We start from the raw sequence: 13,023 nt of genomic DNA, 5'->3' as shown, positions 1-13,023 counted from the left end.
ACCACAGGGGGTGTCACTTGGCGCCCAGGGCCTTCTGGAGGGCCTTGAGGTTGGACTCCATGACCTGGATGTAGTCGTCGCCCCTGGACTTGCCGGTGATGCCCTCGATGGGGTCGAGCACATCGGTCTTCAGGCCGGTGTCCTTGGCGAGGGTCTTCGCCGTCTCGTCGCTGACGAGGGTCTCGTAGAAGACGGTGGTGACGCCGTCGGCCTTCGCCATCTTCTGGAGGTCCTTGACGCGCTTGGCGCTGGGCTCGCCCTCGGGGTCGAGGCCGCTGATGGCCTCCTCGGTGAGGCCGTACCGCTCGGCGAGGTAGCCGAAGGCGGCGTGGGTGGTGATGAAGACCTTGTTCTTGGTGGTCTTCAGGCCGTTCTCGAAGGACTTGTCCAGGCCGTTCAGCTTCTTCACGAGCTTCGCGGTGTTCTTCTTGTACGTCGCCGCGTTGTCCGGGTCGGCCTTCTCCAGGGCCTTGCCGACGCCCTCGGCGACCTCGGCGTACTTCACCGGGTCGAGCCAGATGTGGGGGTCGGCGCCTTCGTGGGAGTGGCCGTGGCCGTGGCCCTCGTGCCCCTCCTCCTCGTGCTCGTCGGCGTGCCCGCCGACCTCGTTGCCGTGCTTCTCCGTGCTGGTCAGCGAGGCGGCGTCGACCTTGGTCCTGATGCCGGACTGGTCGATCGCGTCGTCGACGGCGGGCTGAAGGCCCTTGAGGTAGAGGGCGACGTCGGACTCCTCCAGCTCGCCGCGCTGCTTGGCGGAGACGTCGAGGTCGTGCGGCTCCTGGCCGGGCTCGGTGAGTGTGGTGACGGAGACGTGGTCGCCGCCTATCTGCTCCGCGAGGTACTGCATGGGGTAGAACGACGCCACGACGTCCAGCTTGCCGTCCTTGTCGTCCGCGGCGGAGGTGGAGCAGGCGGTCAGCGCCGTGAGGCCGAGGACCGTGGCGGAGGCAAGGGCGGCGGTGGGTATCAGGCGTCGTACGTTCATGACACTCATTTTCAACAAATGTGGAAACGATTGTCAACAAGGCCTCCGCGCGGGCCCTCGCGAGGAGTGCGCGGGGACGGGTACGGGGAACCGATTTGATTAGGGGGGTAAGGCCGCCGGTAACCTGAAGCATTCGCTCCCGAAGCCGCTGCTCCGGCAGTCATCGCTTCGTCCGCCGTCGTAATGAAGAGAGCACCGTGGCCGCCGACAAGATCGACACCATCGTCAGCCTCAGCAAGCGCCGTGGCTTCGTTTTTCCCTGTAGTGAGATCTACGGCGGTCAGCGCGCCGCCTGGGACTACGGACCGCTGGGCGTCGAGCTGAAGGAGAACCTCAAGCGCCAGTGGTGGCGCTACATGGTCACCTCGCGCGAGGACGTCGTCGGTATCGACTCGTCGGTGATCCTGGCGAGCGAGGTCTGGGAGGCCTCCGGCCACGTCAAGACCTTCTCCGACCCGCTCACCGAGTGCCTCTCCTGTCACAAGCGCCACCGCGCCGACCACCTGGAAGAGGCCTACGAGGCCAAGCACAACCGCCCGCCGGCCAACGGCCTCGCGGACATCAACTGCCCCAACTGCGGCACCAAGGGCCAGTTCACCGAGCCCAAGCAGTTCTCCGGCATGCTCGCCACGCACCTCGGCCCCACGCAGGACAGCGGCTCCGTCGCCTACCTGCGCCCCGAGACCGCGCAGGGCATCTTCACCAACTTCGCCCAGGTCCAGCAGACCTCGCGCCGCAAGCCGCCGTTCGGCATCGCGCAGATGGGCAAGTCCTTCCGCAACGAGATCACGCCCGGCAACTTCATCTTCCGCACCCGCGAGTTCGAGCAGATGGAGATGGAGTTCTTCGTCAAGCCGGGCGAGGACGAGAAGTGGCAGGAGTACTGGATGGAGCAGCGCTGGAACTGGTACACCGGCCTGGGCCTGCGCGAGGAGAACATGCGGTGGTACGAGCACCCGAAGGAGAAGCTCTCCCACTACTCCAAGCGCACCGCTGACATCGAGTACCGCTTCCAGTTCGGCGGCAGCGAGTGGGGCGAGCTGGAAGGCGTCGCCAACCGCACGGACTACGACCTGACCGCACACTCCAAGGCGTCGGGCCAGGACCTGTCCTACTTCGACCAGGAGGCCGGCGAGCGCTGGACTCCGTACGTCATCGAGCCCGCGGCCGGCGTCGGCCGCACGATGCTCGCCTTCCTCCTCGACTCCTACATCGAGGACGAGGCCCCGAACGCCAAGGGCAAGCTGGAGAAGCGCACGGTCATGCGCTTCGACCACCGCATCGCGCCGGTCAAGGTCGCGGTCCTGCCGCTCTCGCGCAACCCGGAGCTCTCCCCGAAGGCCAAGGGCCTCGCCACCGCCCTCCGCCAGAACTGGAACATCGAGTTCGACGACGCGGGCGCCATCGGCCGCCGCTACCGCCGCCAGGACGAGATCGGCACGCCGTACTGCGTGACGGTCGACTTCGACACCCTCGACGACAACGCGGTGACGGTGCGCGAGCGCGACACCATGAAGCAGGAGCGCGTCTCCCTCGACCAGATCGAGGGCTACCTCGCGACGCGTCTCGTGGGCTGCTGACACGTCGACTGAGTGACAGTGCGCGAAGCCCCCGGTTCCGGATCATGGAACTGGGGGCTTCCGTGGTGCGGGGGTCAGTACGAGGACCGTGGTGTCCTGCGGGTGCGGGGCGAGCAGGAGGTTCATGGCGTACGGCTGCGGTGTGCCGTCGTCTCGTGGCGTGATCTCGACGGTGCGTGAGGCGAAGTCCCCGACCGACCGGCAGGCCCACCAGTCGTCCAGGTCCGGCCGCGCGGCCGCGAGCCGGTCGGTGAGCCGCTGGAAGGCCCCGTCGCCGGGGTGGCGGTCCGCGCGGGTGCGCAGGTGCCGGTAGAGGTCCATGGCGACGGACTCCCAGCCGGGCAGCGCCTGCTGGTGCCGTTCGTCCCCGACGAGCAGGAGCAGCAGATTGCGCCGCTCCTCGGGGAGCCCCGAGGGATCGGGCCATACGTCGGCGTAGGCGCTGTTCCAGGCGAGGATGTCGAGGGCGGGCCCGAGGAGCAGCGCCGGGCTGTGGGGCCAACTGTCGATCAGGGCGCGGAGGTTCGGGTCGTACGGGGTGTGGGGGGCCGTCGCACCGGGGGCGAACCCGGCGAGGGCGAGGGCGTGCCGGTGGGAGGCGTCGTCGAGGCGCAGGGCGCGGGCGACGGCGTCGAGCACCTGCCGGGAGGCGTCCACGCGCCCCTGCTCCAGCCAGGTGTACCAGGCGACGGAGACACCGGAGAGCGCGGCGACCTCCTCACGGCGCAGCCCCGGGGTGCGGCGCCGGGCGGTGGCGGGCAGCCCGACGTCACCGGGGGAGAGCCGCTCGCGGTGGGCGCGCAGAAACCCGCCAAGTCCGGTGCTCAGAGGGGTGGTTGCCGTGGTGGTCGCCATATGCCCAGCGTATGACCTGAAGTCACCCCCCTGAACGCCTGCCTGGTTGCGGCGCCCGCCGGGTCCGAGGCTGAGCCCATGACGAAGACCCCCACCATGTGGCGCCACCGCAACGACTCCTCCGACCTGACCGCACCCCGCCCCTTCATCCGCGTCTACACGGCCCCCGGCACACTCGACGCGCTGGCGGCGTCCTACGAGCGCCTGCTCGGCACGGAACGGGACATGTGGTTCGCGTACCCGGAGAAGGGGCTGAACCTGGCCGTGGTCGGAGCGTTCCTCCTGATCGAGGGCGCGGAGGAGACCCTGGCGCCCTTCCGCGCCATCGACGGCACGCTGCTCGTGGACTCGGCCCAGGCGTACCTGACCCGCCTGGCGGCGGAGGGCGCGGAGATCACGGAGCCCCTGATCAAGGTCCCCACGGGCTCGGGCTTCACGGCGCGCCACCGCGACGGCACGGTGATCGAGTACGTGGAGCACAGGCCGACGGAGGAGGGGCTGTAGGGGGAGTCGGCGGCGAGGGGCCGGCCCGGACGGAGGTCGTCCGCGTCAGCCCGTGCTGGCCGTGCTGCCCGACAGGGCGTTGTCCAGGAGCACCTCGGCCGCTGCCCGCGCGTGTCGTCCGTAGTCCGCGTCGCCCAGCACCATGGCGCGGCTGGCGGCCCCGTCCGCGAGGGTGACGAGTTGTTCGGCGAGCGCGGCGGGCTCGCGGCAGCCCAGCTCCGTCACCAGCGCGGTCACCAGCCGCACCATCAGCAACTTCTGTTCGCGGGCGTAGGAGTGGACGGCGCTCCGCGGGTCGGGGAACTCGGCCGCGGCGTCGATGAACGGGCATCCGCGTACTGGCGCCGCGTCCGCCGCGGGCAGGACGAACAGCGCGAGGATCCGCTCCCTCGCCGGGATGTCCTCGCGCGTCAGCGCGCTCTCCAGGGTCCCGCCGGACGAGGCGAGGTCCTGAAGGTGGGCGACGACCAGGTCGCTCTTGGTCCGGAAGTGCGCGTAGAGGGTGCGCTTGGACACCGGTGCCTGCTCGGCGACCTGTTCCATGCCGGTCGCGTTGATCCCCTGCGTCGCGAACAGTTGGGCGGCGGCGGCCAGGATGCGCTCGCGCCCTCCGCGCCCCTGCCGCCGGGCGGCCGTCGTCACCGTACTCATGAGGAAAGTATACGCGCCCGTTTACTTAGGAGAGGGGGACCGGCTACAGTGACACCCCAAGTAAACGCAAACGTTTACTTAACTCGATCTGTCTACGTAACTGGCGCCCTTGAGCCGTGAGGAGAGTTGAGTTCTATGAACGGGCTGGTGGTTCCCACCGAGTTGAGCGACTACGCGGAGAAGCTGATACGCGGACGCCACGCGACGCGCGCGTTCCGCCCCGAGGCCGTGCCCGACGACACCATGCGTGCGATCTTCGCTCTCGCCGGCACCGCGCCCTCCAACTCCAACGCGCAGCCGTGGCGGGTCGAGGTGGTCAGCGGCGCGAGGCGCGAACGCCTGGCGGACGCCTTGCGGGCGGCCCACGCCGAACAGCGCACCTCGACCGACTTCCCGTACTCGGAGGGCATGTACGCCCCCGTCCACCAGGAGCGGCGGGCGGCGTTCGGCGCGGAACTGTACGGAGCCCTGGGCATCGGCCCCGACGACCACGCGGCACGCGCGGCCTACGACGCGGAGAGCCTGCGCTTCTACGGTGCGCCCCATGCCGCGTTCCTCTTCGTCACGGGGGACGGCGGGGCGCGACTGGCCGCCGACGTAGGCGCATACCTACAGACGCTCCTCCTGGCCATGGCCGCATACGGCGTGGACAGCTGCCCGCAGGGACTGCTCAGCTTCTACGCCGAGACGGTCCGGGCCGAACTCGGCGTCACGGAGGGCCGATTGCTGGTGGGAGTCTCCTTCGGCTATGCCGAAGAGGGCGCGCCGGTGAACAGGGTCACGACGGGGCGGGCGGCCCTGGAGTCGACGACAGCCTTCCACGCGTAGCGCCCGCCTACGGTGTCCGTGCCGAATGCCGGAATGTCAGAGGGAGGCCCTAGGGTCCTCTCTCGTGACTGTATCCTCCACGCACCTCAGTACGACGGCGGACGCCTACGACGCCATCGCCACCGTGTACGCGGGAATGCCCCGAGACGACCTCCGCAGCCCCTCCCTGGACCACGCGATGCTCACGGCGTTCACCGGCCATGTGCGGGCCGCAGGCGCGGGCCCGGTAGCGGAGTTGGGCTGCGGCCCCGGCCCGGTGACCGCCCTCCTCCGCGACCTGGGCCTGGACGTCTTCGGCATCGACCTCTCCCCGACGATGATCGACCTGGCCCGCGAGACCCACCCGGACATCCGGTTCGAGGTCGGCTCCATGGATGCGCTCGACCTGCCGGACGGCGCACTGCGCGGCGCGGTGTCCTGGTACTCGCTGATCCACGCCCCGGAGCGGGACGTGGCCGCGTACCTGGCGGAGTTCCACCGCGTCCTCGCCCCGGGCGGCCACCTCCTGCTCGCCTTCTTCGAGTCGGAGGGCGCCCCGCTCACCCCCTTCGACCACAAGGTGACGACGGCGTACCGCTGGCCGATCGACGCACTGGCGGGCCTCGCCCGCGAGGCCGGCTTCACCGAACTGGGCCGCTTGCTGCGGGAGCCGGGGGAGGGGGAGCGGTTTCGGCGGGGGTGCTTGTTGATGCGCAAGGGGTAGATCGGGTGCCAGCCAGCCCTGGCCTGGGCGCGGGGACGCCTGGGTCGGGCTCGGAGTGCTGACTCAACGGGCGACCGGTTCAGGGCGTATCCGCTCGCGAGCCGGCCCGTCGTACGGCCCGAAGTGCGCGTCGCATCCGTTCTCCGTCGGCGCATGGGTCTGTCTCTGTCTGGCATGGAAGGCAGTGGTCCAGATGTGCGAGATAGCTCTGGTAGACGAGCTCCACACGGCGAACTGTCGCAACCGGTGTCGGCGCACTCGCCACCGGGTCTTCGACGTCCGCGCTCTGCCCGAGGCGGATGACGGCAGCCACGGTGGCGGGCTCGCACAGGTCGCCCTCGAAGCGCGGCCGCACGATCCAGTACGGGCCGGGAGGCCCCGTGCGGTCGAGCCTCGGCACGCCGAGGTAGGTCCCGCGGCCCAGCCGCGGCGCGCAGTTCTGGTGCTTCCACATACGGTCGCGCCATGGCTCCATCAACGCGTAGTAGCTGCCTCCCACTGTGCGGCCGTCGTAGAGGGCAGGCCCTGCGATGAGCCAGGCGAGGCGGGCGCTGACCGCCTGCCGAGCGGTGACACCGACGGCCGCGTGCACCAACGCCTCGGGAAGGCGGACGGCATCGAACCGGCCGCCGAGCGGCAACAGCGCCACACCGGTTTCCGCCCACTCCCGGCAGGCCTGCCCGGGGCGAGCTGGCTGTGCGCGAACCATGCGCTCAGGATCGCGGCCGGAGCCGGAGCCGGAGCCGGAGCCGGAACCGGGGCTGGGGCTTCCGTGATCGGCGGTCGGCTGGTCTTGTCGGCCACGTCGACTCCTTGCTCTTGCTGGTCGGCCGTGCCCGGGGGCCGTTCACGCGACCGCCCGAGCGCTGACCCACCCATGGAATCGGCCCGCCACAGAGCGTGACAGGGATGTGGCGTCCTACTTTCGCGACGCTATTCGACGGCGCTGCTCGCCGACGCTATTCGGCTACGCCCAAGAGCTCCGCCAACTGCCGCAGGCCCGGCGGGTGATGGGGGAGCGCCCACAGATCGCGCACGATGGCCACGGCCAGAGTGTGGTGCTGCATCCACGAGGGCGCCACGCGGTGAAGCGACTCCAATGCCTTCACCGCGCCGGCCGCGTCACCGAGGTCGGTGTGGGCCCGGGCCACATCCAACAGCAGCCAGGTCCGCCAGGACGCGGGCACGTCCTTGCCCAGACGCATGCCCTTGGCCAGCGTCAGGGCCTCCTGCGGGCGACCGTACTGAACGGCCAGACGCACGCGCTCGATCCGTACCGATGACGGGCTGAACACGCTGACCATGCGGCTGTCGCTGCCCGGCGGCAACTTGGACACCCGCTGGGCTTCCTTCTCGGCGTGCTCCATCAGCTCCGCCGCACGCTCGTAGTCATTGCTGCGCGCGGCGGACGTGGCCGCGGACATGGTCAGCGCACCCCAGACCTTCAGCCCGTCGGCGCTCTCCGTGTAACCGCCGAGGACGACGGCGTCCGCAGCGCGCAGGGCAACGCTCAGGGCGTCACCGAGTCGGCCTTGCCGCTGATACGTCCACGCGACGGAGTTGACGATTATGGGCCGCAGCAGCGGATCGGCGGAGCGGTCCGCCGCGTCGATGGCCCGCTCCAGGCTGATGAGCGCGAGGTCGGTCTTCCCCATCCGTACGGCCACGTGCCCGGCGAGCTGAAGAGCCTTCCCCAACGCGGCAAATCCAATGTCCCGGTCGTCCTGGTCTCCCGAGGCGGTGGCTGCGCGCGCATCCGCGATCATCTCGGGCAGCGCCTTCATCACGGTGTCGAACTCGGCAGCGTGGTACTGCGTCCACCCCTCCGCGATCTGCTCGCGCAGGACATCGAGCGAGAAGCCGGGCCCGGGCGGCTCCGGTTCCGGCCCTCCGAGCGCCGGCATGATGGCGCGCCGCACCGCCACGAAGCGGGGCCCGTCGTTCTCCCCCGTCGAGGAGACGGCAGGAGGATCACCGAGGAGCGTCGTCAGCTCCACACCGAGCCCATTCGCCAGCGCGTGCAGCGTGGGCAACCGAGCCGAATGCTTCCGCCGCTGCTCAAGCTGCCGAATCACATCCACACACACGCCGGACCGCTCGGCCAACTCCTCCTGCGTCAACGACGCCAGCCGCCGAAGCCGCCGCAGATTCCGCCCCAAGTCATCGTTTCCCACGCAGCCACGGTACGTGGCTCCCCAACTGGGCTGGCGTCCAAGTACAGCTACGCCATACCGCAGGAGTTCTTCGCTGGACTCGGCGCCTAGAAGGTCACCTTCCCGGCTTCCAGTCGGTATCGAGGATGGCGGCGTGTACGGCAGCGAAAATCATTGTGATGGTGAGAACGAGTCCTTCCCAGTTCCTCGAGTTTCCGAGGATCGTCGCCACGATGACCGCGCCGTAGATGATTACTGCGTAGATCACCGGGACTGCCGTGCTGACAACTCGCTTCTTGGCCGCGATGAAAAACAGCGGCGGCGCCAGAAGGCCTGCTGACACCACGATCGCGACGACCCAAATCACCTTGTGCAGCGTCTTCGCGTACATGCGGGCTTGAATCGGAGCATTGAGATGTGAACCGCTCATGGTCCCCCCTTGCTTGACCAGGCTTCAAGTGTGACCGAAAGCGCGCCTGGGTGGGAAGCGATACGGAGAAGCCAGGGAGAAAATTTCATTGGTTCGCGCTCCTCCATAGGTATTGCACTCTGCGTCGTTCAAGCGCTTATGTTCCTATTGCAAGCGCGCGTTCGAAAAGCGCGTCTGGGTGGCCTGCGGGAGCGTCAATCGGTACGCATCGCGTCAGTCCTCATGTCCAGGCGCATCGCGTCTCGGGTCGCGTGCAGGGCCTGGATCACGGCGTCGTTGTGCGTCGGGCGTTCGGGGTCTTCCCAGCGAAGTCCGCGTCCTACAGCGTCGCGAAGTCTGCGCATGCTGCGGAAGTAGGCCAAGGCCGGCTCCACGACGCTCCGTGGTGCGAAGACCTCCAGCTGATAGCGCTGCTCGTAGCAGCCGGCGAAGAGCGATCGCGCCGCCACTGCCCGCTCCTGGTTCGCCATGTGGTCATTTCGGCTGAGCGTCCACAACTCGCTCCGGGCCTTGGTGAGTTCGGTGAGGAATGATCCGTACAGTTCGCGGCGCGCCTGGCGCCACTCGGCGACTGCGGCGCGCTTGTCCCGGCGCGACTCGATCAGTAGAGATGATCCGGTGGCTATGCACGCTCCTAAGAGGGTCGCCGCAAGTGTCGTCCACATGGATGCACCGTAGAGCGTTCCTGAGCCGGGTGCTGGTGGGTGTGATCGTGGTTGGCTGTGCTCAGGTCGTGCGTGAGCCCTGCGATGTTACGGTCCCCGAGTAGGCGGATGTGAAGGAGTGTGTCCCCGTCGTGAGCAAGGACTGGGAAGTTGATGTTCAGCTGTTGCTAGATGTCACCGACGGCGAGTGGGCTGTTCTTCAGGAGGGCATGCTCGGTGTGATGGCGAGTGAGCCGGAGTATGAGTTCGTGCCTACCGCCACCTCCCACGGATATGCCGGTGACTTCTTTTCGGTCGGGGCCACGTTGCAGGTCAAGGCCGTGATGCCCGGTGAAGCGGCCGATATCGCTGTCGCCGCTGTGCGTCGTGCTCTCCGGAGTGCTGGAGGAGGGCCGGACAACGGTGTCGTGGAGATCATCGTGCGGCAGGGTGAGGTGGATCCTCGGCTGCTGGGGCGCCGGTAGCCCGGTAGCCGGCGTCAGGCGCGCAGGCCGCGCAGGGTGAGGTCGAGGACCGCTGTGAAGTCGTCCTCGATGCCCGGGCGGGACCAGTGGGCTGCGTAGGCGGGGTCGTGGAAGCGGCTTGTCGCGTCGAAGATCGCGCGGGCCGAGACCTCGGGGGCGGGGGACGTGAAGTCCCCCGCCTCCACGCCCTCTTGGATGATCGTGGTGAGTTGGGACGTGAGGTCCGCGATGTGGTCGTCCACCACGTCGCTGTTCTCGTCGACCAACACCGAGTACGTGGCGAAGAGTTCCGGGTCGTCGCCGGCCTTGTGCTGCTTCGCGTCGAAGAGGGCCGCCAGCCAGTGGCGGAGCTTCGCCTCGGGGGCCTCCGTGCCGGTGACGATGCCGGAGAGCTTCTCCGACGTACGGTCCAGCCAGCGCCGCGTCACCGCGCCGCGCAGCTCCGTCTTCGTACGGAAGTGGCGGTACACCGTGCCGTGGCTCACCCCGAGGGCGCGGGCCACGTCGACCACCGTCGCCTTGGCCGCGCCGTGCCTGCGCAGCACCTCCTCGGTCGCTTCGAGGATGCGCTCGGGGGTCAGGGGAGCCGTGGTCGCTGCCATGGCTAGACCGTACCCGGGGATGGATCAGTGCTCGCTGTCGAGGTGTGCCATCTGCGAGTCCGGGTAGCGGGCGCCCGCCGCCGCGTCCGCCGGGACGGCCGCTTCGATCGCCGCCAGGTCCGCTGCGTCGAGCGTCACGTCCAGCGCGGCGAGCGCCTCGTCCAGGCGAGCGCGCGTACGGGCGCCCACCAGCGGCACGATCGACGCCCCGTGTCGCGGGCCCTGCGCCAGGACCCAGGCGATCGCGGTCTGCGCGACGCTGACACCCTTCTGGTCGGCGATCTTCCGCAGCGCCTCGACCAGGTCGAGGTTGCGGTCGAGGTTCTTGCCCTGGAAGCGGGGGCTCATCGACCGGAAGTCGTTCGCCGCCAGCTTGCGGTCGCGGGTGAAGTGGCCGGAGATCAGGCCGCGCGAGAGCACCCCGTACGCCGTCACGCCGATGCCCAGTTCCGCGGCCGTCGGCAGGATCTCGGACTCGATGCCGCGCGAGATCAGGGAGTACTCGATCTGGAGGTCCGAGACGGGAGCCGTGGCGGCCGCCCGGCGGATCGTCGCGGCGCCGACCTCGGAGAGGCCGATGTGCCGCACGTAACCCTTCTCGACCAGCTCCGCGATGGCGCCCACCGTCTCCTCGACCGGGACGTCCGGATCGATGCGGGCGATGCGGTAGACGTCGATGTGGTCGACGCCGAGGCGCTGGAGGGAGTAGGCGGCGAAGTTCTTGACCGCGGCCGGGCGGCCGTCGTAGCCCGACCAGCCGCCGTCCGGGTCCCGCAGGGCGCCGAACTTGACGCTGGTGAGTGCCTGCTCGCGGTGGGCGGCGGGGGCCGTGCGCAGGGCCTCGCCGATCAGGAGTTCGTTGTGCCCCATGGCGTAGAAGTCGCCGGTGTCGAGGAGGGTCACACCCGCTTCGAGCGCCGCGTGGATGGTCGCGATGGACTCCGAGCGGTCCGCCTCTCCGTAGAGCGCGGACATGCCCATGCAGCCGAGGCCGAGGGCGGAGGTGCGGGGGCCGGTCGTGCCGAGAGTGAGAGTACGCATGCCTCCACCCTCGCATGACAAGTGACAGATTTCAATATCTGTCACTTGTCACCGGGTGTCTTGCATCTGGCGCCCACCTCCAGCCGCTCCGCCGCCCTCCCCGCCGACTCCCGCGCCCACCTGCCGCTCGTCACCGCCCCGACGCCCAGCACCGCGAGACCGCAGCCCGCGAGGACCCACCAGGCCGGGCGGCTCGCCTCCGTGAAGTCCTCCGCGTACGAAGAAGACGCGATGCCCGATGCCAGGACCGCGCCGATCACCGCGACGCCGAGGGTCGTGCCGATCTGGCGGCTCGTGGAGGCCACCGCCGCGGCGACGCCCGCCTGGGCGCGCGGCATCCCGGAGACGGCCGTGTTGGTGATCGGCGCGTTCACGAAGCCGAAGCCGAGGCCGAAGAGGATGTAGCCGGCCAGGCGGGGCCCGCCGGAGGACTCCGCCTCGAACGCGGCGAAGAGGATCCCCGAGGCCGTCATCGTCACCCCCGCGATCAGCAGCGGGACCCGCGGGCCGCGGCTGCCCACCAGGCGGCCCGAGAGCGGACCGCAGACCAGGGCCATGGCCGCGATCGGCAGCATCCACAGCCCGGCGTGCAGCGCGTCGAGACCGCGTACGTCCTGGAGGTAGAGCGTCGAGAGGAAGAGGAAGCCGCTGAGGGAGGCGAACGCGCAGACCGCGATCACCGTCGCGCCGCTGAACGGCGCCGACCGGAAGAACCGCAGGTCGATGAGGGGCTCGGCGCGGCGCGGCTCGTACCGGAGCAGTCCGGCGAGGCCGGCCGCCGCGACGCCCGCGGAGCCGAGGATCAGCGGTGACGTCCAGCCTGCGCGCGGCGCCTCGATGATCGCGAACGTCAGCGCGCCGAGCAGCGTGATCACGAGGAGCTGCCCGACCGGGTCCGGGCGGCGCGGCTTCGGGGCGCGGGACTCGGGGACGTACCGGAGGGTGAGGAGGAGGGCGGCGAGGCCCACCGGCAGGTTGACCAGGAAGATCGAGCGCCAGCCGACCGTGTCCACGAGCACCCCGCCGACCAGCGGGCCCGCCGCCATGGAGATGCCCGCCACGCCGCCCCAGACGCCGATGGCGCGGGCCCGCTCGCGCGGGTCGGTGAACGTGTTGGTGATGATCGACATCGCGACCGGGTTGAGCATCGAGCCGCCGACCGCCTGCATCATGCGGAAGATCACGAGGAGTTCGAGGCTGGGGGCGAGTGAGCAGAGCGCCGAGCCGAGGGTGAAGACGACCAGGCCCGTCACGAAGACCTTGCGGCGGCCGATCCGGTCGGCGGTCGAGCCCGCCAGCATGAGGAGGGAGGCGAGGACGAGCGTGTACGCGTCGACCGTCCACTGCATGCCCGAGACGCTCGCGTCGAACTCCTTCTGGAGGGTCGGCAGCGCGACGTTCAGGACCGTGTTGTCGAGGGTGACGATGAGCAGACTGGTGCAGCAGATCGCGAGCACGAGCATGCGCCGGCGGTGGGGGAGCTCCTCGCGGTGACCGCGGGTAAGTTCATCGGGCATCTTTCGACGGTACGACGGGATGGCGCTGGCTCTCCGGAGACCCCG

General features: G+C 69.5%; 15 protein-coding genes. 5 read left to right on the top strand and 10 right to left on the bottom strand.

The annotated features are described in order from the left end of the window. Positions 1-13 precede the first annotated feature (13 nt). The gene (locus tag ACZ4Z4_RS01805) at positions 14-985 is read right to left on the bottom strand and encodes a metal ABC transporter substrate-binding protein (RefSeq protein ID WP_468320787.1); all 972 of its coding nucleotides are present in this window, start codon (positions 983-985) and stop codon (positions 14-16) included. A 197-nt stretch (positions 986-1,182) separates the two neighbouring features. On the opposite strand from ACZ4Z4_RS01805, the gene ACZ4Z4_RS01800 reads away from it, so the two are divergent. Beyond that, positions 1,183-2,565 carry a glycine--tRNA ligase gene (locus tag ACZ4Z4_RS01800; RefSeq protein WP_468320784.1) on the top strand — a complete coding sequence of 461 codons (1,383 nt, stop codon included), beginning with the start codon at positions 1,183-1,185 and terminating at the stop codon, positions 2,563-2,565. A gap of 42 nt (positions 2,566-2,607) precedes the next feature. Here ACZ4Z4_RS01800 and ACZ4Z4_RS01795 read toward each other — a convergent pair whose 3' ends face one another. Further along, a complete protein-coding gene (locus ACZ4Z4_RS01795; protein WP_468320781.1) occupies positions 2,608-3,420 on the bottom strand; it encodes a helix-turn-helix domain-containing protein in 813 nt (270 codons plus the stop codon). A 78-nt stretch (positions 3,421-3,498) separates the two neighbouring features. Between ACZ4Z4_RS01795 and ACZ4Z4_RS01790 the strand changes: the two genes are divergently transcribed. Further along, positions 3,499-3,924 carry a VOC family protein gene (locus tag ACZ4Z4_RS01790; protein WP_468320778.1) on the top strand — a complete coding sequence of 142 codons (426 nt, stop codon included), beginning with the start codon at positions 3,499-3,501 and terminating at the stop codon, positions 3,922-3,924. A gap of 45 nt (positions 3,925-3,969) precedes the next feature. On the opposite strand, the gene ACZ4Z4_RS01785 is transcribed toward ACZ4Z4_RS01790, so the two are convergent. Beyond that, positions 3,970-4,575, bottom strand: coding sequence for a TetR/AcrR family transcriptional regulator (locus ACZ4Z4_RS01785; RefSeq protein WP_468320775.1), 606 nt, complete (start codon positions 4,573-4,575; stop codon positions 3,970-3,972). Between the two features lie 135 nt (positions 4,576-4,710). Between ACZ4Z4_RS01785 and ACZ4Z4_RS01780 the strand changes: the two genes are divergently transcribed. Together ACZ4Z4_RS01780 and ACZ4Z4_RS01775 are read left to right on the top strand one after the other, a co-directional pair. Beyond that, entirely contained in the window at positions 4,711-5,403 is a 693-nt protein-coding gene (locus ACZ4Z4_RS01780) for a nitroreductase (protein ID WP_468320772.1), read from the top strand. A gap of 64 nt (positions 5,404-5,467) precedes the next feature. Then, entirely contained in the window at positions 5,468-6,106 is a 639-nt protein-coding gene (locus tag ACZ4Z4_RS01775) for a class I SAM-dependent DNA methyltransferase (RefSeq protein WP_468320771.1), read from the top strand. Between the two features lie 79 nt (positions 6,107-6,185). Here ACZ4Z4_RS01775 and ACZ4Z4_RS01770 read toward each other — a convergent pair whose 3' ends face one another. The 4 genes from ACZ4Z4_RS01770 to ACZ4Z4_RS01755 form a co-directional block, all read right to left on the bottom strand. Then, the gene (locus ACZ4Z4_RS01770; protein ID WP_468320769.1) at positions 6,186-6,815 is read right to left on the bottom strand and encodes a hypothetical protein; all 630 of its coding nucleotides are present in this window, start codon (positions 6,813-6,815) and stop codon (positions 6,186-6,188) included. Between the two features lie 250 nt (positions 6,816-7,065). After that, positions 7,066-8,280 carry a helix-turn-helix domain-containing protein gene (locus tag ACZ4Z4_RS01765; RefSeq protein WP_468320766.1) on the bottom strand — a complete coding sequence of 405 codons (1,215 nt, stop codon included), beginning with the start codon at positions 8,278-8,280 and terminating at the stop codon, positions 7,066-7,068. Between the two features lie 94 nt (positions 8,281-8,374). Further along, a complete protein-coding gene (locus ACZ4Z4_RS01760) occupies positions 8,375-8,689 on the bottom strand; it encodes a hypothetical protein (RefSeq protein ID WP_468320763.1) in 315 nt (104 codons plus the stop codon). 194 nt (positions 8,690-8,883) lie between these two features. After that, the gene (locus tag ACZ4Z4_RS01755) at positions 8,884-9,354 is read right to left on the bottom strand and encodes a hypothetical protein (RefSeq protein ID WP_468320760.1); all 471 of its coding nucleotides are present in this window, start codon (positions 9,352-9,354) and stop codon (positions 8,884-8,886) included. A 131-nt stretch (positions 9,355-9,485) separates the two neighbouring features. Between ACZ4Z4_RS01755 and ACZ4Z4_RS01750 the strand changes: the two genes are divergently transcribed. Continuing rightward, positions 9,486-9,818 carry a hypothetical protein gene (locus ACZ4Z4_RS01750; RefSeq protein WP_468320757.1) on the top strand — a complete coding sequence of 111 codons (333 nt, stop codon included), beginning with the start codon at positions 9,486-9,488 and terminating at the stop codon, positions 9,816-9,818. Positions 9,819-9,832: 14 nt separating this feature from the next. Here the strand turns inward: ACZ4Z4_RS01750 and ACZ4Z4_RS01745 are convergent, their stop codons facing one another. From ACZ4Z4_RS01745 to ACZ4Z4_RS01735, 3 genes are read right to left on the bottom strand one after another with little or no spacing between them, the layout of a single operon-like run. Then, positions 9,833-10,420: a TetR/AcrR family transcriptional regulator gene (locus ACZ4Z4_RS01745; protein ID WP_468320754.1), complete on the bottom strand. Its 588-nt coding sequence runs from the start codon at positions 10,418-10,420 to the stop codon at positions 9,833-9,835. Positions 10,421-10,444: 24 nt separating this feature from the next. Continuing rightward, on the bottom strand, positions 10,445-11,461 hold the full coding sequence (locus tag ACZ4Z4_RS01740; protein WP_468320752.1) for an aldo/keto reductase: 1,017 nt from the start codon (positions 11,459-11,461) through the stop codon (positions 10,445-10,447). 41 nt (positions 11,462-11,502) lie between these two features. Next, on the bottom strand, positions 11,503-12,978 hold the full coding sequence (locus tag ACZ4Z4_RS01735) for an MFS transporter (protein WP_468320749.1): 1,476 nt from the start codon (positions 12,976-12,978) through the stop codon (positions 11,503-11,505). Between the last annotated feature and the right edge of the window lie 45 nt (positions 12,979-13,023).

The organism is Streptomyces sp. NPDC030245 (assembly GCF_055572995.1).
This window is presented reverse-complemented; position numbering and strand designations above follow the sequence as displayed.

Bases quoted from the DNA above. Each gene is read 5' to 3' on its own strand.
- ACZ4Z4_RS01780 (WP_468320772.1), top strand. From the start codon at position 4,711: ATGAACGGGCTGGTGGTTCCCACCGAGTTGAGCGACTACGCGGAGAAG.
- ACZ4Z4_RS01740 (WP_468320752.1), bottom strand. From the start codon at position 11,461: ATGCGTACTCTCACTCTCGGCACGACCGGCCCCCGCACCTCCGCCCTC.
- ACZ4Z4_RS01755 (WP_468320760.1), bottom strand. From the start codon at position 9,354: ATGTGGACGACACTTGCGGCGACCCTCTTAGGAGCGTGCATAGCCACC.
- ACZ4Z4_RS01760 (WP_468320763.1), bottom strand. From the start codon at position 8,689: ATGAGCGGTTCACATCTCAATGCTCCGATTCAAGCCCGCATGTACGCG.
- ACZ4Z4_RS01795 (WP_468320781.1), bottom strand. From the start codon at position 3,420: ATGGCGACCACCACGGCAACCACCCCTCTGAGCACCGGACTTGGCGGG.
- ACZ4Z4_RS01790 (WP_468320778.1), top strand. From the start codon at position 3,499: ATGACGAAGACCCCCACCATGTGGCGCCACCGCAACGACTCCTCCGAC.
- ACZ4Z4_RS01745 (WP_468320754.1), bottom strand. From the start codon at position 10,420: ATGGCAGCGACCACGGCTCCCCTGACCCCCGAGCGCATCCTCGAAGCG.
- ACZ4Z4_RS01735 (WP_468320749.1), bottom strand. From the start codon at position 12,978: ATGCCCGATGAACTTACCCGCGGTCACCGCGAGGAGCTCCCCCACCGC.
- ACZ4Z4_RS01770 (WP_468320769.1), bottom strand. From the start codon at position 6,815: ATGGTTCGCGCACAGCCAGCTCGCCCCGGGCAGGCCTGCCGGGAGTGG.
- ACZ4Z4_RS01785 (WP_468320775.1), bottom strand. From the start codon at position 4,575: ATGAGTACGGTGACGACGGCCGCCCGGCGGCAGGGGCGCGGAGGGCGC.
- ACZ4Z4_RS01805 (WP_468320787.1), bottom strand. From the start codon at position 985: ATGAACGTACGACGCCTGATACCCACCGCCGCCCTTGCCTCCGCCACG.